The organism is Streptomyces sp. MUSC 14 (assembly GCF_001866675.1).
In the GTDB taxonomy this organism is placed as follows: Bacteria; Actinomycetota; Actinomycetes; order Streptomycetales; family Streptomycetaceae; genus Streptomyces.
This window is the reverse complement of the sequence record NZ_MLYN01000051.1, coordinates 84264-105312: the sequence shown is the minus strand read 5'-3', so window position 1 is coordinate 105312 and position 21049 is coordinate 84264. Positions and strand designations below refer to the sequence as shown.

The following is a 21049-nucleotide window of genomic DNA, read 5'->3' as shown; positions in this document are numbered from 1 at the left end:
CGCGACGGGTGCGCGGCCACCAGGCCCTGTCGTCACACTCCCGCCGGAGCGTGACGACAGGGCCTAGGCTCTGAGGAGTGCCCCAGATTCCCGAGAAGGTCCACGAGCTCACCGTCGGCCAGCTGTCCGCGCGTAGCGGCGCCGCGGTGTCCGCGCTGCACTTCTACGAGGCCAAGGGCTTGATCAGCAGCCGGCGCACCACCGGCAACCAGCGGCGCTACGGCCGGGACACCCTGCGCCGGGTCGCCTTCGTCCGCGCGGCCCAGCGGGTGGGCATCCCGCTGGCCGTGATCCGGGACGCCCTGGCGGAGCTGCCGGAGGAGCGCACGCCCAACCGTGAGGACTGGGCGCGGCTCTCGGAGAGGTGGCGCTCGGAGCTGGACGAGCGCATCAGACAGCTGAACCGGCTGCGGGACCACCTGACCGACTGCATCGGATGCGGGTGCCTGTCGCTGGAGACCTGCGTGCTGTCGAATCCGGACGACGTGTTCGGCGAGCGGCAGACGGGATCGCGGCTGTTCGCGGAGGGGCGCTGAGGGGCGCAGTTCGCCGCGCCCCTTCGGGCCGCCCCTACTCGTACTCGGTGCCGCCCTTCCTCGTCAGGTACGCCGGACTGACCGCCTTCGCGATCGCCCGGCCCCCGGTCACCGCGCTGTACCGCTCCGCCGCGGGCCGTACGACCACGCCCTCCCGCAGATGCAGCGCCCGCCCGGACACGGTCTCCCGGCCGCTCGCGAACTCCCGTACCCGATCGATGTCGTACGGTCCCGCGTACAGCCGGGGCACCAGCGGCAGTTCCCCTGCCAGCAGTTCGGCGGCGTCCAGCCAGCGCACGGTGCCGTCGATCTCGGCCGACACGTCGAACGCCGCGTACCCCAGCGTCTCCCGCCGGCCGTCCGCGCCGTAGGCCAGGTCCTGCACGCCCGCGCCGTACACCTCCCCGAAGACGCCGACCCGGGTGGCGCCCAGCCGTTCGCACAGCCGTGCCGCGACCTCGGCGACGCCGTGTCCGCGCACCGCCCGCCAGTACAGGTTCCGCGGATCCTCCTTCAGAGCGAGGGACTTGGCGCCGAAGCCCTTGGAGGACACGTACGCCCGGCCCTCGCCGGCGACGTACGTCAGCAGGCACGCCGAGCCGTGCAGCTTCTCCGTGAGGACGACCGGCTCGCCCGGCGCGAAGATGTCCGGGTAGCGCTGGATGTTCTCGATGTCGACCCAGGGCAGCAGCGCCGCCGCCGGCTCGACCTCGCCGTGCATGGTCGGCGGGACCGGCGGCACCCACTTGGTGATGCCCAGCAGCTCGGCGAAGTCCGTCCCCTCGGCCGCCGCGTGCGCCAGATCGAGGCCGGCCAGCGCCGCCGGCCGGCACACGATGCCCTGCGACAGCTCGCCGCGCAGCCGCACCGCCTTGACCCGGTTGGCCTCGCCGCCCGCCAGCCGGCCGGTCAGCCCCAGCTCCTCGATCAGCCCGGGCGGGAGCACCGCCTGCTCGGGGATGTACACGGCGGCGTCTCCGGTGCGGTACGCGCCCTTGGCGACGACCGCGCGGTACAGGCCCACCTGGGCCAGTTCGAGCGCGTCGGCGTTCGGATGCTCGTGGACGGTCAGCACTTCGGCGGTGACGCGCAGCGTCGACATCACAACTCCTCGGGAAGAAGGGCACCTCGACGGCCCTCAGACGTGTTTCATCGCGCCCTACTCTGCGAGCCGCAAACGGGTGGAGCGAGTGGATTAGCGGCTGCTACCGTCGTGATCTCCGGCTCCTGTCCGGCCCCGGGAGCGCGCGTACTGGACCAGGCCCTCCGCGACCAGCTCGGCGTTGCCCGACGCGCGGCGGCCGTCGGGGAGGAACAGCGTGTCCTCCAGGCCGATCCGGGTCGCGAGGCCCAGGCGGGCGGCCAGGCGCAGCACCGGCCAGGTGCCGTCCTCCTCGCCGTGCAGCAGCACCGGGCGGCCGTGCGCCTCACCGAGGGCGGACAGCAGCGTCCGCGCCGAGGACCCGGCGGTCGCCGGGGCCGGATCCGTCACCTCGGCCAGCACACGCAGCACCCTCGGTCCGAGGGGGGAGCGCGCGAACCGGGCCGCGCCGTCCGTGCCGGACCAGAGACCGGCCTCGACGCCCACGCCGGTGTCCAGCAACTGCCGGGCGACCGCTTCGGCGCCCGGCTCGTGCCAGTTGACCGAGGCGAAGTCGGGCAACACCGACCAGCCGCGCACCCGCGCGAGCCGGGCCGCGGGGTCGGGCTCCGCCCACGCGCCCGTGGTCACCCCGACCGGCACCGTCACCCGCGCCCGGATCGCCTCCAGCGTGGGCGCGAGGGCGCGCGGGGAGAGACTGTCGTGGCCGCACGGCGTCCTGGGGTGGACATGGATCTCGGTGGCCCCGGCTGCCACGGCTTCCGCCGCGCTGCGGGCCAGTTCTTGTGGGGACATCGGCACGTTCGCGCCGTCGACGGCGGAGCGGCGCCCGTTCAGACAGACCTGCACCATGCCCCCGATGGTGGCAGTCGCCACTGACAACGGGCTCGGTCCCAGCAGGGATGCGGCATCCCCCTTCGCACCCCCCGAGGGTGAAACCCCCTGTTCTCAGGCCGACATCAGCAGCCGTCCCCGCCGGGCGTACTCCAGTACGCGCGCAGTGAGCAGCGGGCGCGGGACGAGGATCCCGCAGTCCGTGCAGACGGGGCCGGAGGACGGCTCGTGGTCCAGGCCGTAGCGCCAGACCAGGCGGTCCGCGCCGCAGACAGGGCAGCACGAGCCCGGTGTGCGCCCCAGCGCGGCGATCAGGCGGCGCAGCACCTCCGCCAGCGGCTCGGCCGGGTGCACCCGCGGGTCGTCGCACCAGGCGACCCCGAAGCCCCCCCAGGTCATCCGGTGCCAGTCGTCCACGCTGCCGGGCCGGCGCAGCCCGTCGTGCTTCTCCTTCCTGCGCCGCTCGGTGAAGTCGGTCTCGTAGGCGAGCCAGACGGACCGGGCCTCCTCCAGCTCCTCCAGTGCGGCCACGAGCCGCGCCGGGTCGGGGGAGCGGTCCTCCGGGCCGAAGCCCGCCCGGGAGCACAGATGGTCCCAGGTCGCCCGATGCCCGTAAGGGGCGAACTTCTCAAGGCACTTGCGCAGTGAGTACCGCCGCAGCGCCAGATCGCAGCCCGGATCGCGTACCTGTCTCGCCAGACTCCGGAAACCCGCCATCGCCCTGCACCTCCGTCACACCTGCACCTGTACTTCGGTCACTTCGGCGTTGCCGCGCGGACTTCGCAACGGCGTCGACGAGTAGACGTATCGACAGGCGATTCGGCTCCATCTCGTCTCGTGGTTCTGCTTGCTGACTCCAGAAAGTGACGCATGTTCATCTTTAAAGCTGGGGATACCGGCGGTAACCTTCGGCCACCCCAGTCGCTAGGAGCTGCCATGCCACGGCGAACCCCACGCACCGCCCTTGTCAGACTGAGAACGTCCCGCCGCTTCACCAGGTTCCTGAAGACCGCCTCGATCTGCGTCCTCGTCGGCGGCCTGCTCTCCCCTCTCACGCAGACGGCCGCGTCCGCCGCCACGGCCACCGCCTCGAACGACTACTGCGGCGGCCAGTGCTCGGACATCCTGCCGCCCGGCGAGAACGGCAACGCCACCCTCGCGCAGATCCTGCTCAACCAGGCCTTCGGCACCCAGCCTTCGCACGCCGAGGACCAGCTCGGTCCGTACGCGAACCTGGCGAACGGGTACAAGGGCCTGACCGACGCGACGATCAACAACTTCTTCAACGACTCGTCGTTCGGCGTCCCGTCCGACCAGGTCGCGTCCACCGAGAACCCGGCCGGCCGCAGTGACGTGACGATCGTCCGCGACAAGAAGACCGGTGTGCCGCACATCACAGGCACCACCCGGTACGGCACCGAGTTCGGCGCCGGATACGCGGCGGCCGAGGACCGGCTGTGGCTGATGGACGTCTTCCGGCACGTCGGCCGCGGCCAGCTGACCTCCTTCGCCGGCGGCGCCGCCGCCAACCAGGGCCTGGAGCAGGAGTTCTACCGCAACGCGCCCTACACCGAGGCCGACCTCCAGGCGCAGATCGACAACGCGGTGGCCAAGAACGGCGCCCGTGGCCAGCAGGCGCTCGCCGATGCCAACGCCTACCTCGCGGGCATCAACTCGTACATCGACGCCTCCGACAGCGGCCGTTATTTCCCCGGCGAGTACGACCTGACCGGCCACAAGGACCCGATCACCAACGCCGGCACCATCGACCACTTCAAGATCACCGACCTGGTCGCGCTGGCCTCCGTCATCGGCACGCTGTTCGGCTCCGGCGGTGGCGGCGAGGTCAACAACGCCGTCTCCCTGCTCGCCGCCCAGCAGAAGTACGGGGTCGAGGAGGGCACCAAGGTCTGGGAGTCCTTCCGTGAACGCAACGACCCCGAGGCCGTCCTGACCGTCCACGACGGATCGGGCTTCCCCTACGGCGGCAAGCCGGACACCGCCCAGGGCGAGGCCCTGCCCGACGCCGGCTCGGTCACCCAGGAACCGCTCGTCTACGACCGTACGGGCAGCGCGGCCACCGCGGCCGCCAGGAGCACCTCCGCCGCCGCGGCGAAGACCACGCTCAGCTCGTCCCACCGCGGGATGTCCAACGCCCTCGTCGTGAGCGGCAAGTACACCGCCAGCGGACATCCGATCGCCGTCTTCGGGCCGCAGACCGGCTACTTCGCCCCGCAGCTGCTCATGCTCCAGGAGATCCAGGGGCCGGGCATCAGCGCCCGCGGCGCCTCCTTCGCAGGCCTGAGCATGTACGTCGAACTCGGCCGCGGCCAGGACTACTCGTGGTCCGCGACCACCTCGGGCCAGGACATCATCGACACCTACGCCGTCGAGCTGTGCCAGGACGACTACCACTACCTGTACCACGGAACCTGTACGGCCATGGACGAGGTCGAGCAGAAGAACGCCTGGTCACCGACCACGGCCGACAGCACGCCGGCGGGGTCGTACACGATGAAGGTCTGGCGCACGAAGTACGGGCCGGTGGAGTACCGCGCGACCGTCGGCGGCAAGAAGGTCGCCTACACCACGCTGCGCTCGTCGTACCTGCACGAGGCCGACTCGATCATCGGCTTCCAGATGCTGAACGACCCCGACTACGTCAAGGGCCCCCAGGACTTCCAGAGCGCGGCCCAGCACATCAACTTCACGTTCAACTGGTTCTACGTCGACTCCCGGCACACCGCGTACTACAACAGCGGGGACAACCCGGTCCGGGCCGCCGGTGTCGACGCCGAGTTCCCCGTCTGGGCGCAGCCCGCGTACGAGTGGCGGAACTGGGACCCGGACACCAACACGGCCGACTACACCCCGGCCTCCGCACACCCCAACTCCATCGACCAGGACTACTACGTCTCCTGGAACAACAAGCAGGCCAAGGACTACACGACCGCGTCCTGGGGCGACGGATCGGTGCACCGCGGCAATCTGCTGGACGACCGGGTGAAGAAGCTGGTCGCGGCCGGCGGGGTGACCCGGACCGAGCTGGTGCAGGCCATGGCGGACGCGGCCCTCGCCGACCTGCGCGCCGAGGACGTGCTGCCGAAGCTGCTCAAGGTGATCAACTCCTCGGCGGTGTCCGACCCGACGGCCGCCGCCGCGGTGAACAAGCTCCAGGCCTGGATCACCGCGGGTGCCAAGCGCACCGAGACCTCGGCGGGTTCGAAGACGTACGCCGACGCCGACGCGATCCGCATCCTGGACGCGTGGTGGCCGCTGCTGGTCAAGGCGGAGTTCGAACCGGGGCTCGGCAGCGACCTCTACACCGACCTGACCGACAACCTGTACATCGACGAGGCTCCCTCCGCCGGACACGGCCCGACCGGCGCGCACGCCGGCAGCTCCTTCCAGTACGGCTGGTGGAGCTATGTCGACAAGGACATCCGGGCGGTGCTCGGGGAGAACGTGCAGGGGGGACTCGCCGAGAAGTACTGCGGCGGCGGTGACCTCGGCTCCTGCCGCAACATCCTGATCAGCACCCTGGACCAGGCCGCCGGCATGACCGCCGCCCAGGTCTACCCCGGAGACTCCCTGTGCTCCGCGGGCGACCAGTGGTGCGCCGACTCGATCGTGCAGCGCACCCTGGGCGGGATCAAGCACGGCAACATCAGCTGGCAGAACCGGCCGACCTTCCAGCAGGTGGTGGAATACACCTCGCACCGGTGAGGTGACGCGCACGGGGTGACGCCCTGGCGGCGGGCCGGCTCAGCCGATCCGGCCCGCCGCCAGGATCACCCGCGCCAGCTCGGGGTGCCCGATGTCGCTGTGCGCCCCGGCCGGCGGGCCGCCCCGGCGGACGACCGACGCCGCGTCCACGCTCACGCACCCCGTCGCCGGCAGCCCCGAGGCCAGCGCCGTCGCGATATCCAGCCGCGCGGATCCCGGCACCGCCTGGATCCCGTCGTGCCCCAGCGCACCCCACTCCGGCCCCAGCAGGGCCGCGATCTCACCGCCCGCGAACGAGCGGTCGTCCCCCGACAGCCGCGAGGCCAGCGGATAGAACGTGCCCAGTGCCGTGTCGAAGTGCGAGTAGCAGGCCACCAGCGGACCGTCGATCCGCCGCTGCTGGTCCTTCAACACCCCTGCCCTGTCCGGAGCCTGCGGCACCCGCTCCGCGAACGCGTAGTGCGAGAAGGCGCCTTGCAGCAGCGTCACCGACTTCACCGGCCGCACCCCGTCGGGCAGCCCGCGCAGCGCGAACGACACCAGCCGCCCGCCGAAGCTGTGCCCCGTCAGATGCACCCGCACCCCGGGCGCCGCCTCCGCCAGCCTTCCGATCGCCGGGCCGAGTCCGTGCTCGCCGACCGTCCCGGCGCGCCGCTTCATCGTGTAGTACGCCGCCTGCCGCAGCAGCTCCTTGGCACCCTCCCAGGGGTTCGGGATGCTGAACCCCTCGGCAGGGGCCGCCGCGGACCGGACCGCCGCGAGCGCCTCGGCGAACTCCGCGCACGCGGTCGCCGCGTCCTCGGCGAACACCCGCGGCTCGCCCTCCTCCTCCGTGTCGGCGACGCCGGGCCGCCGCTCCCCGTCGATCAGCTGCAGGACCAGCCGCCCGAACGCGGCCAGCCCCTGCGCGCCGTCCGGCCGTTCGTCCAGCATCCGGGCCAACCGGCCGATCAGCGCCGCCCGGTCGGGGAAGACGGCCACCAGCGCGCGCTGCGTGGCCGCGTCCAGCCCCGCCGGCTGCGCCGCCGCGACCGCCGCCGACTTCGGGAAGTCGGGGATCGGCTCGTCGCTGAAGCGCATCGACGGCCAGATCACGCCCACGTAGCCGAGGCGGGCGTGCGGAGCGAGCCCCGGGATCGGGGCGAAGAAGTCGCGGTAGAGCGCGGTCGCGCTCGAACGGTCGTCGTTCCAGCCGTGGGCGAAGACGATCAGGTCACGGACGCCGCGCTCCTTGACCTCTGCCAGCAACCGGTCGCGCTCGGGGCCGTCCACGTCCCCGTCCGCGTCGAAGGTCAGCTCCCAGTAGGGAGTCACGCTCATTGCAGGATCCGCCATGCCGGGCTCCCTCGGCCATACATCGCGCCTCACTCGTACAGGAGATACCCCTTTCGCGTGCGCCGGAACGCGGCCAGCTCGTCCTGCCAGGCGCCCGTCACCTCGTCCGTGCCCGCGCCCGCGTCGATCATCGTGCGCACCCGGGCCGATCCGGTGAGCGTGTCGATCCAGTGGTCCGGCCGCCAGGCGAAGTCCGCCCAGACCCGCTTCGCGGTCACCAGGAGCGCGATCCCGGTGCGCACGGGGTCGTAGGCGGTCCGGTCGGTCACGTGGAGCTGCACCCCGCCGACCGTCCGGCCCGCGAACTTGGAGAACGTGGGCGCGAAGTAGGCTTCCCTGAACCGCACGCCGGGCAGGGCCAGTTCGTTCGCGGCGGCGGCCCAGCGACCGTCGACACCCTCGGCGCCGAGCAGTTCGAACGGCCTCGTCGTGCCCCTGCCCTCCGAGAGGTTGGTGCCTTCGAACATGCCGGTGCCGGAGTAGACGAGCGCCGTGTCCGGGGTCGGCATGTTCGGGCTCGGCGGCACCCACGGCAGGGCGGTGGCGTCGTACCGGTCCTGGCGCCGCCACCCGCTCATCAGGACGGTGTCCAGCCTGACCGGCTGGTCCAGGAACTCCCCGTTGAACAGCCGCGCCAGCTCCGCGACGGTCATGCCGTGCGCCTGCGCGATCGGCTGCCGGCCGACGAAGGTGGCGAACTCCTTGTGCAGGACGGGTCCTCGGGCCTCGCGGCCGGTCACCGGATTGGGCCGGTCGAGGACCACGAACCGCTTCCCCGCGAGCCGGGCCGCCGCCATGCAGTCGTAGAGCGTCCAGATGTACGTGTAGAAGCGTGCGCCGACGTCCTGGATGTCGAAGACGACCGTGTCGACACCGGCGGCGGTGAAGATGTCGGCGAGGGCCTGTCCGCTCCTGAGGTACGTGTCGTAGACCGGAAGGCCCGTCGCCGGGTCGGTGGAGCGGCCCTCGGAGCCGCCGGCCTGCGCGGTGCCCCGGAAGCCGTGCTCGGGGCCGAAGACCGCCGTCAGCCGGACCCGGGGGTCCCGGTGCATCACGTCCACGATGTGCAGGGCGTCCCGGGTGATGCCGGTGGGGTTGGTGACGACGCCGACGCGCTGGTCCTTCAAGAGGGAGTAGCCGTCGGCCGCGAGCCGTTCGAAGCCGGTTCGCACGTGTCCGCGGTGCAGCGGCGGGCGTGGGGCGGCGGCCAGCGTGGCCGATGCGAGGAGGTTCCGTCGGGACAGATGCATGCCTTGAGGGTGGTGCGGTCACTCTTCCTTTTACACATACCGACTGGTTAGTCTGGCGAGCGCTGAGCCGAGTCGCGTCGTGTCGAAGGAGACCGGTGGTGGAAGCCGTGCAGGATGCGGGAGTGGTCGTCACGGGGGCGGGCGGAGGGATCGGGGCCGCGCTGGCCCGGCGGTTCGCCGCCGAGGGGGCGCGGGTCGTCGTGAACGACCTGGACGCCGAGAAGGCGAAGGCGGTGGCCGCGGAGATCGGCGGGACCGCCGTGCCCGGCGACGCCTCCGCGATCGTCGCCGACGCCCGGGACGCACTCGGCGGCACCGTCGACGTCTACTGCGCGAACGCCGGGGTCGCCTTCGAGGACGGCGGCGCGGGCGGGCCGCTCGACGAGCGGTCCTGGGCGCTGTCCTGGGACGTGAACGTCATGGCGCATGTCCGCGCGGCCCACGAGCTGCTGCCCGACTGGCTGGAGCGCGGCCGTGGCCGGTTCGTGTCCACCGTGTCGGCCGCCGGGCTGCTCACCATGATCGGCGCCCCCTCCTACAGCGTCACCAAGCACGGCGCCTACGCCTTCGCCGAGTGGCTGTCGCTGACGTACCGGCACCGGGGCGTCAAGGTGCACGCGATCTGTCCGCAGGGCGTGCGCACGGACATGCTGGCCGCGACCGGCAGCGCCGGGGAACTGGTGCTCCAGTCGACCGCGATCGAGCCGCAGGCCGTCGCGGACGACCTGTTCCGGGGGATCGAGGAGGACCGCTTCCTGATCCTGCCGCACCCCGAGGTGGCCGGCTTCTACCAGGCGCGCGCCGCCGAGCCCGACCGCTGGCTGAACGGCATGAACCGCATCCAGCGCACGTGGGAGGAGGCCCGGTGACCGCGTCCGGGTCCGGCTACGCGGCCCAGCCCTGGCTGGCCCTGCGCAACGACGCCCTGAGCGGCCCGGTCGACCCGGACGACTCCCTGGTGCATGCTCTGCGCCGGGCCGTCGCCGAGGCGCCCGAGCGCACCTTCCTCGCCTACTTCGACGGCCGTCTGACCTACCGCGAGGCCGACGAGCTCAGCGACTCCGTCGCCGCTCACCTCGCCGCCCGCGGCCTGCGGCCCGGTGACCGGGTGGCCGTCCTGCTGCAGAACTCCCCGCACTTCGTGCTCGCCGTGCTCGGCGCCTGGAAGGCGGGCGCGACGGTCGTCCCCGTCAACCCGATGTACAAGTCGGCGGAGGTGGCCCACGTCCTGCGGGACGCCGAGGTGGCCGCGCTCGTCTGCGCCGACCGGGCCTGGGAGTCCTACCTGCGCGACACGGCCGCCGGCTCACCCGTGCGGATCGTGCTCACCGCCTGCGAGCTGGACTTCCAGAGCCGGGACGACGCGCGGGTGCTGACCTTCGAACGGCTGCCGCAGGCCGCGGACGCCGACGACCTCGCGTCCGTCGCCCGGCAGGGACACCGGGTGCCCGGGGACCGCGCCCCGGCACCGTCCGACATCGCCCTGATCAGCTACACCTCGGGCACCAGCGGCACCCCCAAGGGGGCCACCAACACGCACGGCAACATCATGCACAACGCCGAACAGCAGTCCGCCGGACTCGGCCTGCCCGACGCCCCCGTGTACTTCGCAATGGCGCCGCTGTTCCACATCACCGGCATGGTGTGCCAGTTCGGTGCCTGTCTGAACAGCGCGGGCACACTCGTCCTCGCCTACCGTTTCGAGGCCGGAGTGGTCCTCGACGCCTTCGCCGAGCACCGGCCGGTCTACACGGTCGGCCCGTCGACCGCCTTCATGGCACTGGCGGCGCATCCGGCGGTCACCCGCGACCACTTCTCCTCGTTCCAGGTCGTCTACTCCGGCGGCGCGCCACTGCCGCCCGCCCTGGTGCGGACGTTCCGGGACACCTTCGGCCCGTACATCCACAACGGTTACGGCCTCACCGAATGCAGCGCGCCCTGCGCCTCGGTGCCGCCCGGCCTGGAGGCACCCGTCGACCCGGCCTCCGGCACGCTGGCCGTCGGCGTGCCCGTGCGGGGCGTGATGGTGCGCATCCTGGACGACCAGGGCGAGGAGGTGCCGTTCGGGGAGCAGGGCGAGATCGTCGTGCGCGGCCCGCAGGTCATCCCCGGCTACTGGCGGCGCCCGGAGGCCACCGCCGAGACCTTCCCGGACGGCGAGCTGCGCACGGGCGACATCGGCTTCATGGACGAACAGGGCTGGCTGTACGTCGTCGACCGCAAGAAGGACATGATCAACGCGTCCGGCTTCAAGGTGTGGCCGCGCGAGGTCGAGGACGTGCTCTACACCCACCCGGCGGTGCGCGAGGCGGCCGTCGTCGGGGTGCCCGACGGCTATCGTGGCGAGACCGTCAAGGCGTATATCAGCCTTCGTCCGGGCGCCGAGACGGACCCGGATGAACTCGCGGTGTACTGCAAGGAGAGACTTGCGGTTTATAAGTACCCGCGTCAGGTGGAGATCCTGCCCGAGCTGCCGAAGACGGCGAGTGGGAAGATCCTCCGCCGGGAACTGCGTTCCCGCGCGCACGACGAACACTGAGCGACAACGAGCGACACGGAAAGGCAGGTGGCCCGCAGTGCCCAGGACGACGGACGGGGACGGGACGCCCGTCCCGCAGCGGCTGCTGGCCGCCGCCACCCGGCTCTTCGCCGAGCAGGGCTACGACCGCACTTCGGTGCAGGAGATCGTGGAGGCGGCGGGCGTCACCAAGGGGGCGCTGTACCACTACTTCGGCTCCAAGGACGACCTCCTGCACGAGGTGTACGCGCGCGTGCTGCGCCTCCAGATGGAGCGGCTCGACCACTTCGCCGACATGGCCGCACCGGTCGAGCAGCGGCTGCGGGGCGCCGCGGCGGACGTGGTCGTCACGACGATCGAGAACCTCGACGACGCGATGATCTTCTTCCGCTCGATGCACCATCTGAGCCCGGAGAAGAGCAAGCAGGTCCGCGCCGAGCGCAGGCGCTACCACGAACGGTTCCGCGCGCTGATCGAGGAGGGCCAGAAGGAGGGCGTCTTCTCCACGGCGACCCCGGCCGACCTGGTCGTGGACTACCACTTCGGCTCGGTCCACCACCTGTCGACCTGGTACCGCCCGAACGGCCCGCTCACCCCGCAGCAGGTCGCCGACCACCTGGCGGACCTGCTGCTGCGGGCGTTGCGGCCGTAGCAGCGCATGAGTCATGGGTAAGGGGCGTCCGCCAGGCGGACGCCCCTTACCCATGCTCCCTGGCGGGTGCTTCTACAGGTACTTCTTCAACTCCCGCCGCGCCAGCGACCGCTGGTGCACCTCGTCCGGGCCGTCCGCCAGCATCAGGGTGCGGGCGCTCGCGTACAGCTCGGCCAGCGGGAAGTCCTGGCTCACGCCGCCGGCGCCGTGCAGCTGGATCGCCCGGTCCAGGATGCCGACCACCGCGCGCGGGGTGGCGATCTTGATGGCCTGGATCTCCGTGTGGGCGCCCTTGTTGCCGACGGTGTCCATCAGCCAGGCCGTCTTCAGCACCAGCAGCCGCAGCTGCTCCACCGTCACCCGGGCATCGGCGATCCAGTTCTGGACGACCCCCTGCTGGGCCAGCGCCTTGCCGAACGCCGTACGGGACACCGCGCGGCGGCACATCAGCTCGATCGCCCGCTCGGCCATGCCGATCAGCCGCATGCAGTGGTGGATCCGGCCGGGGCCGAGCCGGGCCTGGGCGATGGCGAAGCCGCCGCCCTCCTCGCCGATGAGGTTCGTGACCGGCACGCGCGCGTGGTCGAAGACCACCTCGGCGTGGCCGCCGTGCGAGTGGTCCTCGTAGCCGAAGACCTGCATCGCGCGCCTGACGGTCACACCCGGGGTGTCGCGCGGGACCAGGACCATCGACTGCTGGCGGCGGATGTCGGCGCCGTCCGGGTCCGTCTTGCCCATCACGATGAAGATCTTGCAGTCCGGGTTCATCGCGCCGGAGATGTACCACTTGCGGCCGGTGATGACGTAGTCGTCAGTACCGTCGGAGGCTCGCTCGATGTGGGTGGTGATGTTCGTGGCGTCGGACGAGGCCACCTCCGGCTCGGTCATCGCGAACGCCGAGCGGATCTCGCCGGCCAGCAGCGGCTCCAGCCACTGCTTCTTCTGCCGCTCGTCGGCGAACTGGGCCAGCACCTCCATGTTGCCCGTGTCGGGCGCCGCGCAGTTCGTCGCGGTGGGCGCCAGATGCGGGGAGCGGCCGGTGATCTCGGCCAGTGGCGCGTACTGGAGGTTCGTCAGCCCCGCGCCGTACTCGGCGTCCGGGAGGAAGAGGTTCCACAGGCCCTGCCTGCGGGCCTCGGCCTTCAGCTCGCCGACCACGGCCGGGGTGTCCCAGGGGGAGGCGAGCGCGGCCCGCTGCTCCTCGGCGACGGCCTCGGCAGGGTAGACGTACTCGTCCATGAAGGCGAGCAGCTTGGCACGCAGTTCCTCGGTGCGCGCGTCGAACGCGAAGTCCATTTCTGGATCAGCCTTCCTGAAGAGTGGTCAGTCCGTGGTCGATGAAGACGGGCACGAGGTCGCCGATCCGGTCGAAGCCGCGCCCGACCGTCTGGCCGAGCGTGAACCGGTAGTGGATGCCCTCCAGGATCACGGCGAGCTTGAACCAGGCGAACGCCGTGTACCAGGAGACGGCGGACACGTCGCGCCCCGAGCGCGCGGCGTACCGCTCGACGAGCTCCTCGGGGGAGGGGTGCCCGACGGCCGTGGCGGTCGTGGAGATGGGGGAGTCCGGCAGCTCCAGCGGCCGGCTGTACATCACCAGCAGGCCCAGGTCGGTCAGCGGGTCGCCGAGCGTGGACATCTCCCAGTCGAGGATCGCCTTGATCCGGTCGTCGTCGCCGATCAGGACGTTGTCGAGGCGGTAGTCGCCGTGTACGACGGCCGGGGCGGGGGAGGCGGGCAGGGAGCGGCCGAGGGCCGCGTGCAGCTCGTCGATGCCGGGCAGGTCACGGTTGCGGGAGGCGTCCAACTGCTTGCCCCAGCGGCGCAGTTGCCGGTCCAGGAAGCCCTCCGGCCGGCCGAAGTCGGCGAGGCCCACCTCGGCGGGGTCCACCGCGTGCAGCTCGACCAGCGTGTCCACCAGGGACAGCAGCGCGTTCCGGGTGCGTTCGGCGCCCAGCGGGGCGAGCTGCTCCGCCGTGCGGTACGGGGTGCCCTCGACGAACTCCATGACGTAGAACGGCGCCCCGAGCACTTCTTCGTCCTCGCACAGCAGCACGGGGCCCGGCACCGGCACTTGCGTCGGGTGCAGGGCGCTGATCACGCGGTGTTCGCGCCTCATGTCGTGCGCGGTGGCCAGCACATGGCCGAGCGGGGGCCGCCGGACGACCCACCGCGCGGTGCCGTCGGAGACCGCGTAGGTGAGGTTCGACCGGCCGCCCTCGATCAGCCGGCCGGTCAGCGGGCCGGTGACGAGACCCGGGCGCTCGCGGTCGAGCAGGGCGCGCAGCCGGTCCAGGTCGAGTCCGGGCGGGTGGTCGGCGCTCATGCATCACTCCTATGAACGGGTGAACGTGACCCGTTCATGATGCCGACCGGTCGGTATGTCGTCCAGTGGGTGCGCCGAAGACAAGCCCGAACGTGACCGGAGCCACGATAGGCCGACGGCTCCCCGGCGTGCCGCCCGAAGAGCCGTCGGCCCCGGTTCCGCCCGGGTCAGTGGTCGTCCCAGTGGTCCCCGTGCTCGGCGTGCCGGTGCCCGTCGTGCAGATAGTCCACGTGGTCGCCGTGGCGTACCTGCGCGTGCCCGCACTCGTCGTGGTGCACGTGCTCATGGCCCTGGTGCGGGGCGTGCCCGGCCGGCTCGCACTCGTCCCAGTGGCCCTCGTGCTCGCGGTGCAGATGGCCGTCGTGCGCGTAGTCCGTGTGGTCGCCGTGCGGCACGGCGCTGTGCCCGCAGCCCGGACCGTGGCGGTGTGTGCCGTGCTCGGTGTGTTCCTGGTGGAGGGTGGTCATGGTGCTCACCTTCGGCGGCGGGGTCTCGCCCCTGCGGGGGCGGTCGTGGCGGGTTGCGACGCCGCACAGGCTACGCGCGGACGGTAAATATCCGGGCATATCGGGCGCGTGGCGCAGCTCGGGCCAGCAGGATCGCTGCGCACGCCACCAGGGCCGGCGCGGAGAGCACCGCCGTCGTCGCCTGGCGCTGGGCGGCCGTGGGCCGTGGGGGCTCGGGTGCGGTGGTGTGTCGTCCCGAGGGGGTTCGGGAAGAGTGTGCGGTTCAGGTCAGCAGGATCGTCGCGCATGTCACCAGGGCGAGCGCGTACAGCACTGCTGCCGTCGCCTGGTGCGGGGTGAGTGCGGGTGGGTGGGCGTGGGCCGTGAGGGCCTGGATCCGGTGGTGGGCCACCCCCAGGAAGCCGAGGAAGAACAGGCAGCACAGGGCGCAGACGCTGAGGCCGGTGGCCGACGCGCCGCCGTGCAGCGCGGCCTTCGCGGCGAGTACGGCGGCCACGCCGGCCGAGAGTGTCGTATGACGCCAGGCCAGCCGCGTGCGCTCCGGCTGCAGCCCCGGGTCCCGCCCGGTCGTGCTCACCTCTCCCATCCGACCAGCACCACGACGACCATCGCGACGGCCACCACCGCCACGACCAGGCTCAGCAGCGCCGGGAACCGGGACGCGGGCAGATCCTCGCCCCGCCGCATCGCCCGCTCGCAGCGCACCCAGTGGTTCACCGCACGCAGTGAGCACAGCACCCCGGCGCCGAGCAGGGCGAGCGCGAGCCCGACCCGGCAGGGCCGGCTCAGGTGCGGCAGGAACTGGTCCACCGCGAACCCGCCGCCGATCAGCGCGAGCGCCGTGCGCAGCCAGGCGAGGAACGTGCGCTCGTTGGCCAGCGAGAACCGGTAGTCGGGCGTGCTGCCCTCGTCCCGCACCCGCTCCGGCGCGAACCACAGCCGGGCGTTCCGCACGAAATCGCTCACGGTGCCGACCCTACCGGCCGCTCACCTGCCGGAACGGAACGCCCGCAGCCGCTCGTACGCCGCCCGCCCGTCCGGCACCCACGCCCACTCGGCGAGCCGCCGCCCGACCTCCTCGTCGGACAGGAAGCCGTGCCACTCGACCTCCTCGGCCTGCGGGCGCACGGGCAGCTCGCAGCGCACCTCGTACACCGCCGACCACCAGCTGTTCCCGGCACCGTCGTCGTACAGGAACTTGAACAGGAACTGCGGCTGCGGCAGCCCGCTCACCCCCAGCTCCTCCTCGGCCTCCCGCAGCGCCGCCTCGTCGTAGGACTCGCCCGCGCCGACGACCCCGCCGACGAAGACGTCGTACAGCGAGGGGAAGACCAGCTTGGTGGCCGTGCGCCGGTGCACGAAGAGCCGGCCGGCCGCGTCCCGGACCTCGATGAACGCACAACGGTGGCGCAGGCCCCGGGCGTAGGCCTCGCCGCGCGGGCACCGGCCGACGACCTGGTCGTCCTCGTCGACGATGTCGAGGATCTCGTCCGCGGGGTTCACGTCAGCAGGGTTCATGCCCTCATCCAAGCAGGCCCCGCTGGCAGCCCCGGGGCTCAGCGGCGCTGGAGGTCGCGGGCCGGGGGCTGCGCCTGCGCCGGGCCGCACGGCATCGCCGGATGCAGCCCGAGCAGCACGATGCCCGCGACCACGGCCGCGAGCCCTGCCGCCTCCCAGGCCAGCGCCCCGGTGTCGGTGCGCAGCCGGTCGCCCAGGAAACCCACCCCGCACAGGATCCCGGTCAGCGGTTCGGCGGCGGTGAGCGCGGGCAGCGACATGCGCAGCGGGGCCGTCTCGAACGCGCTCTGCACCAGGACCAGCCCGGTCACCCCGCACACCAGCACGCCGTACGGCTGCCAGCCGGTGAGCAGTTCCGGGAAGCCGCCGGCGGCGAACCGGGTGCCGCTGACCCGGGTCAGCGCGTCCTGCACGCCGTACAGCAGCCCGGCCGCCGTGGCCAGCAGGACCGGGCCCCAGCCGATCCGGGAGCGCTTGCCGTACGTCGTGAGCACCAGGGCCGCGCCGACCGTCAGGCCGATGATCAGCCAGTGCCGCAGTGGATCGGTGACGGCATGGCCGGCGCGCGGTTCACCCGCCGTGATGAACGCGCTCACCCCTCCGGCGAGCAGCAGCAGACCCGCCCAGCCCTGCCGGCCCAGGGGCTGTTTCGTCTGGTACCGGGAGAGGGCGAGCGCGAACAGCAGGTTGGTCGCGAGCAGCGGTTCCACCAGGGAGATCTCGCCCTCGCCGAGGGCGATCGCGCCCAGCACCATGCCGGACACCATCAGGGCGAGCCCGCCCAGCCAGCGCGGCACCCGCATCAGGTCGAGCAGCAGCCGGAACGACAGGAAGTCGCCGAGCGGTGCCTTCTGGGCGGCGTTCTGCTGGAGCACGAAGCCGAGGCCCAGGCAGCAGGCCGCGCTCACGGCGACAAGGAGAACCAGAACGGACACGCTGCGTACCTCGATCATCGGCGGACCACGGGCGTGCAAGGGCCGACTGTAGCGTCCCGGGGGCGGCCTTGACCCGGAAGTGCCCGCACCCGGAGCAGTCGGCGGGCGGTCGGCTCGCCATGTTCCGTGGCCTCGTCCGTCCGCGCCATGGCGTACGCCACAGCCGGCCGCGGACCGCCCCGCCGGCGTCCCGGGCCACCTGCGCGGACTTCCTCAAGTTCCGCTGAGAAAACGGAAGTTGAAGCTCGTAACACCGCGTTCCGCTTGACGCGACCCTTGGGTGAGGGTTTGCTGTGCGTGATCGGTCGATGGCAGCCCGAGAAACAGGAAGTTCCGCGGTGCCCCCTCCTCTCCCTCTGCTCGGCGCGGGCCGGGCCCCCACGGACCAGTCCGGCGACACCGCCCCGGACGACTCCGCCCAGGCCACCGCGGGGGCCTATGACGACGCCCTGGACGACGGTGAACTGCTCACCGCGCGCGCGGCGTCGGCCCAGGGCCGCAGGCAGGCCGCCCGCTCCCTGCTGCTGCACACGGGCGACGACTGGGACCGCCGGGGCCACCGCCTCACCGTGCTCGCCGCCGAGCCGTACGCCGTCGCCTGGGCCCGGGACTGGCAGCTCGCCGAGCCCGAGTCCGCCGACGCCGCCGCGCTGACCGCCCTCGCCCAGGTCCACCGCGCCCTGCGCGGCAAGGAGGACCCCGACCGGGCCCGCGAGGCCTGCGCCGCGGCCGCCGCGCTCGCCCCCGCCGACCCCACCCCCTGGCTCGGCCTGCTCCGGCTGGCCCGCACCCTCGGCCCGGAGCGCGAGGTGCTCGCCGTCTTCGCCGAGCTGCGCCGCCGCCACCCCGAGCACCACCACGCCCACCACCTGCTCCTCGCCCGGCTCGCCGAACGGCCCGCGGGCGGCCGGGGCGCCGAGACCCACGAGGTGTACGACCTGGCCGAGCTGGCCGCCGCCGAGGCCCCGGCCGACTCGCCGCTCGCCGTCCTGCCGGTCGTCGCCTACGCCGAGCGCTACCGCGTCCTCGCCGCCACCGGCCTGGCCCCCGCCGACCCGGCCGCCTCCGGGCACTGGTCCGGCCCCCGGGCCCGCCGGATCCTGCGCGCCTGCTTCGACTGGTGGCTGGAGTGGGAGCACGACGAACACCCCCGCCGCCACGTCGACCTCAACCACCTCGCCTTCGCGCTGTCCTGCGCCGGCCGCCCCGCCGAGGCGGCGGCCCTCTTCCAGCGCATCGGCCGGCACGCCACCCGGGCGCCCTGGTCCTACGCGCACCGCGACCCGCGCGCCTCCTTCCGCGAGGCCCGCGCCCGCGCGCTGAACGGCACGGTCCGCTGAACCGTACGGGTTTCCGAGACGTACGTAAGAAGTGATTACAGAAGTCTGACCGGTGACCCGATTCCCTGGCTCCCCACAGCCCCGAGTGCTCGAATGAAAACGTGAACTCTGAACAATCCGAGGAGCAGCACGGCGAGCGGGGCGGCACGCCCGTCGGCCGCCGTGTCTTCCTCGGCACCCTCGGCCTGGGCGCGCTCGGCGTGGTCGCCGCGCCCACGCTCCAGCGCGGCATGGAGGGCTTCCTCGGCGCCGTCGCCGGCAAGGACCCCACGGGCCTGACCGGCCTGCTGCCCAACGGCGGCGGCTTCCGCTACTACTCGGTCGCCGCGTCGGTGCCGAACAGGACGGTCGCGAACTACCGGCTGACGATCGACGGCCTGGTGGACCACCCGCGCGCCTACACCCTGTCCGACCTGCGCGCCCTGCCGCAGACCCGGCTGGTCAAGGACGTCCAGTGCGTCACCGGCTGGCGGGTGCCGGGCACCCCCTTCGAGGGCGTCCGCCTCGCCGACCTGCTGGACGCGGCGGGGGTCCGCTCCGCCGCGAAGGCGATCCGCTTCACCTGCTTCGACGGCACCTACACCGAGAGCCTCACCCTCGACCAGGCCCGCCGCCCGGACATCCTGGTCGCGCTGCGCATGCAGGACAAGGACATCGGCCACGACCACGGCGGCCCGGTCCGCCTCTACGTCGCCCCCATGTACTTCTACAAGTCCGCCAAGTGGCTCTCCGGCATCACGGTCACCGACCATGTCCAGCCCGGCTACTGGGAGAACCTCGGCTACGACGTCGACGCCTGGGTCGGCAAGTCGAACGGACGGACCGATGCCCCTACGAGCTGACACCCCCGCCCCGCCGGCCGCCCGCGTCCACCGCTTCACCCCGGCCGAACGCTGGGTGCATCGCGTCACGGCCGCCCTGATGGGCGTGTGCGTGGTGACGGCGGCGATCCTCTACATCCCGCAGCTGGCGATCCTGGTCGGCCGCCGGGAACTGGTCGTCCGGGTCCACGAGTGCGCGGGCCTCGCCCTGCCGGTGCCGGTCCTGCTCGGTCTCGCCTCCCGCGCCTTCCGCCGCGACCTGCGTTTCCTCAACCGCTTCGGCCCGCACGACCGGATGTGGCTGCGTGCGGCGCTGCTGCGGGACAAGCGCCGGTCCTCCCGCCCGGCCGGCAAGTTCAACGCCGGCCAGAAGGTCTACGCTGCCTGGATCGCCGGCGCCACGCTGGTCATGCTCGGCACCGGGCTGCTGATGTGGTTCACCCACCTCGCCCCGCTGATGTGGCGCACCTCGGCCACCTTCGTCCACGACTGGCTGGCCCTGACGATCGGCGTGGTCCTGGCGGGCCACATCGGCATGGCCCTGGGCGACCCGGAGGCGCGACGGGGCCTGCGCACGGGGACGGTGAGCCGGGACTGGGCGAAGCGGGAACACCCGCTGTGGCGCCCGTGAACCGGTTCCTGCGCGGAACGCGGCTGCTCAGAACTCCAGCAGCACCTTGCAGGACCGGTTCCGGTCGGCGGCCAGTTCGAAAGCGGCGGCGGCGTCCCGTACCGGAACCACGCGGCTGATCAGCCCGTCGAACGCGCCGCGCGCGGCCAGCAGGCGGAGGGCGTCGTCGAACCCGGCACCGAAGCGGAACGAGCCCCGCAGCTCGATCTCCCGGCTCACCAGCAGGTTCCCGGCGAACGGGCTGCGGCCCGGCGGCAGCATCCCGAGCTGGACGACCACGCCCCCGCGCCGTACGTGCCGCAGACAGGTGTCCAGTCCGGCCGCGACCCCCGACGCCTCGACGGCCGCGTCCGCCTCGTGCGTCCCGTCCGGCCATCCGGCGTCGTCCGGGTCGTCGGCCCGCACGAGCGTGTCGGCTCCGGCGACGGCCGCGTACCGCAGCGCCTTGGGCAGCAGGTCGGTCACCGTCACCCGTGCCGCGCCGGCCGCCTTCGCCGCCGCGACCACCAGGCACCCGATCGGCCCCGCCCCGGTCACCAGCACATGCCGGCCCGTGACGTCCCCGGCCCGCCGGACCGCGTGCAGTGCCACCGCCAGCGGCTCCGCGAGCGCGGCCCGGCGCAGCCCGAGCCCCTCGGGAAGTTCCCTCAACTGCTCGGCGGGAACGGCCACTCGGGCCGCGAACCCGCCCTGGACATGCGGAAGGCGGGCCGCGCTGCCCAGGTACCGGGTGTCCCGGCAGACGCCCGCCCGCCCGTCCGCACACTCCGGACAGCGCCCGCACGGGGTGGCGGGGTGCACGGCGACCGTCGTACCCGGCGCGGGACCCGTGGCCCCGGCGCCGTAGGACACCACGGTGCCCGCCACCTCGTGCCCGAGCACCATCGGCTCCCGGAGCCGGAAGTCACCGACCCCGCCGTGGCGCCAGTAGTGCAGATCGGAGCCGCAGATGCCGCCGTAGCGGACGGCGACCAGGGCCTCGCCGGGCCCGGGGACGGGTACCGGCAGCTCCGCGACCCGCAGGTCGCCCGCACCGTGGATCACGCAGCCCAGCATCT

General features: G+C 72.5%; 21 protein-coding genes. 8 read left to right on the top strand and 13 right to left on the bottom strand.

The annotated features are described in order from the left end of the window. Nucleotides 1–77 precede the first annotated feature (77 nt). Nucleotides 78–536 carry a redox-sensitive transcriptional activator SoxR gene (gene soxR, locus BIV25_RS31245; RefSeq protein WP_071375830.1) on the top strand — a complete coding sequence of 153 codons (459 nt, stop codon included), beginning with the start codon at nucleotides 78–80 and terminating at the stop codon, nucleotides 534–536. Nucleotides 537–570: 34 nt separating this feature from the next. Here soxR and BIV25_RS31240 read toward each other — a convergent pair whose 3' ends face one another. From BIV25_RS31240 to BIV25_RS31230, 3 genes are all read right to left on the bottom strand, one after another. After that, on the bottom strand, nucleotides 571–1638 hold the full coding sequence (locus BIV25_RS31240) for an RNA ligase (ATP) (protein ID WP_071375829.1): 1068 nt from the start codon (nucleotides 1636–1638) through the stop codon (nucleotides 571–573). A gap of 93 nt (nucleotides 1639–1731) precedes the next feature. Then, entirely contained in the window at nucleotides 1732–2490 is a 759-nt protein-coding gene (locus tag BIV25_RS31235) for a 3-keto-5-aminohexanoate cleavage protein (RefSeq protein WP_071375828.1), read from the bottom strand. A gap of 96 nt (nucleotides 2491–2586) precedes the next feature. Continuing rightward, the gene (locus BIV25_RS31230) at nucleotides 2587–3189 is read right to left on the bottom strand and encodes a hypothetical protein (RefSeq protein WP_071375827.1); all 603 of its coding nucleotides are present in this window, start codon (nucleotides 3187–3189) and stop codon (nucleotides 2587–2589) included. Between the two features lie 219 nt (nucleotides 3190–3408). On the opposite strand from BIV25_RS31230, the gene BIV25_RS31225 reads away from it, so the two are divergent. Then, complete coding sequence (locus BIV25_RS31225; RefSeq protein ID WP_071375826.1) at nucleotides 3409–6198, top strand: penicillin acylase family protein; 2790 nt, start codon at nucleotides 3409–3411, stop codon at nucleotides 6196–6198. A gap of 39 nt (nucleotides 6199–6237) precedes the next feature. Here BIV25_RS31225 and BIV25_RS31220 read toward each other — a convergent pair whose 3' ends face one another. Both BIV25_RS31220 and BIV25_RS31215 read right to left on the bottom strand, forming a co-directional pair. Further along, nucleotides 6238–7533, bottom strand: coding sequence for a serine-threonine protein kinase (locus tag BIV25_RS31220; protein WP_071375825.1), 1296 nt, complete (start codon nucleotides 7531–7533; stop codon nucleotides 6238–6240). A gap of 29 nt (nucleotides 7534–7562) precedes the next feature. After that, complete coding sequence (locus BIV25_RS31215; RefSeq protein WP_071375824.1) at nucleotides 7563–8783, bottom strand: exo-beta-N-acetylmuramidase NamZ domain-containing protein; 1221 nt, start codon at nucleotides 8781–8783, stop codon at nucleotides 7563–7565. 95 nt (nucleotides 8784–8878) lie between these two features. Between BIV25_RS31215 and BIV25_RS31210 the strand changes: the two genes are divergently transcribed. The 3 genes from BIV25_RS31210 to BIV25_RS31200 are packed head-to-tail and all read left to right on the top strand — an operon-like array spanning nucleotide 8879 to nucleotide 11953. Beyond that, on the top strand, nucleotides 8879–9652 hold the full coding sequence (locus tag BIV25_RS31210; RefSeq protein ID WP_071375823.1) for an SDR family oxidoreductase: 774 nt from the start codon (nucleotides 8879–8881) through the stop codon (nucleotides 9650–9652). After that, a complete protein-coding gene (locus BIV25_RS31205; protein WP_071375822.1) occupies nucleotides 9649–11322 on the top strand; it encodes a class I adenylate-forming enzyme family protein in 1674 nt (557 codons plus the stop codon). The genes BIV25_RS31210 and BIV25_RS31205 overlap by 4 nt, the downstream gene beginning before the upstream one ends. Nucleotides 11323–11359: 37 nt before the next feature. Then, nucleotides 11360–11953, top strand: a complete 594-nt coding sequence (locus BIV25_RS31200) for a TetR/AcrR family transcriptional regulator (RefSeq protein ID WP_071375821.1) — start codon at nucleotides 11360–11362, stop codon at nucleotides 11951–11953. A gap of 72 nt (nucleotides 11954–12025) precedes the next feature. Here BIV25_RS31200 and BIV25_RS31195 read toward each other — a convergent pair whose 3' ends face one another. From BIV25_RS31195 to BIV25_RS31165, 7 genes are all read right to left on the bottom strand, one after another. Then, nucleotides 12026–13249 (bottom strand): acyl-CoA dehydrogenase family protein, encoded by a 1224-nt coding sequence (locus tag BIV25_RS31195; protein WP_071375820.1) that lies wholly within the window; start codon nucleotides 13247–13249, stop codon nucleotides 12026–12028. A 7-nt stretch (nucleotides 13250–13256) separates the two neighbouring features. Beyond that, nucleotides 13257–14279: a phosphotransferase family protein gene (locus BIV25_RS31190; protein ID WP_071375819.1), complete on the bottom strand. Its 1023-nt coding sequence runs from the start codon at nucleotides 14277–14279 to the stop codon at nucleotides 13257–13259. A 167-nt stretch (nucleotides 14280–14446) separates the two neighbouring features. Beyond that, complete coding sequence (locus tag BIV25_RS31185; protein WP_071375818.1) at nucleotides 14447–14746, bottom strand: hypothetical protein; 300 nt, start codon at nucleotides 14744–14746, stop codon at nucleotides 14447–14449. 262 nt (nucleotides 14747–15008) lie between these two features. Continuing rightward, complete coding sequence (locus BIV25_RS31180; RefSeq protein ID WP_071375817.1) at nucleotides 15009–15332, bottom strand: DUF202 domain-containing protein; 324 nt, start codon at nucleotides 15330–15332, stop codon at nucleotides 15009–15011. After that, a complete protein-coding gene (locus BIV25_RS31175) occupies nucleotides 15320–15712 on the bottom strand; it encodes a YidH family protein (RefSeq protein WP_071375816.1) in 393 nt (130 codons plus the stop codon). Before BIV25_RS31175 ends, BIV25_RS31180 begins: the two co-directional genes overlap by 13 nt. A 21-nt stretch (nucleotides 15713–15733) precedes the next feature. Continuing rightward, nucleotides 15734–16249, bottom strand: coding sequence for an NUDIX domain-containing protein (locus tag BIV25_RS31170; protein ID WP_071375815.1), 516 nt, complete (start codon nucleotides 16247–16249; stop codon nucleotides 15734–15736). Nucleotides 16250–16302: 53 nt separating this feature from the next. Beyond that, a complete protein-coding gene (locus tag BIV25_RS31165) occupies nucleotides 16303–17199 on the bottom strand; it encodes a DMT family transporter (RefSeq protein ID WP_071375915.1) in 897 nt (298 codons plus the stop codon). A 338-nt stretch (nucleotides 17200–17537) separates the two neighbouring features. Here BIV25_RS31165 and BIV25_RS31160 point away from each other — a divergent pair, with 338 nt between their 5' ends. The 3 genes from BIV25_RS31160 (at nucleotide 17538) to BIV25_RS31150 (ending at nucleotide 19991) form a co-directional block, all read left to right on the top strand. Further along, entirely contained in the window at nucleotides 17538–18539 is a 1002-nt protein-coding gene (locus BIV25_RS31160; RefSeq protein WP_071375814.1) for a hypothetical protein, read from the top strand. Nucleotides 18540–18640: 101 nt separating this feature from the next. After that, nucleotides 18641–19381 carry a molybdopterin-dependent oxidoreductase gene (locus BIV25_RS31155; RefSeq protein ID WP_071375813.1) on the top strand — a complete coding sequence of 247 codons (741 nt, stop codon included), beginning with the start codon at nucleotides 18641–18643 and terminating at the stop codon, nucleotides 19379–19381. After that, on the top strand, nucleotides 19365–19991 hold the full coding sequence (locus tag BIV25_RS31150) for a cytochrome b/b6 domain-containing protein (protein ID WP_071375812.1): 627 nt from the start codon (nucleotides 19365–19367) through the stop codon (nucleotides 19989–19991). The genes BIV25_RS31155 and BIV25_RS31150 overlap by 17 nt, the downstream gene beginning before the upstream one ends. A 27-nt stretch (nucleotides 19992–20018) precedes the next feature. On the opposite strand, the gene BIV25_RS31145 is transcribed toward BIV25_RS31150, so the two are convergent. Then, nucleotides 20019–21047, bottom strand: a complete 1029-nt coding sequence (locus BIV25_RS31145; RefSeq protein WP_071375811.1) for an L-idonate 5-dehydrogenase — start codon at nucleotides 21045–21047, stop codon at nucleotides 20019–20021. Nucleotides 21048–21049: the final 2 nt, after the last annotated feature.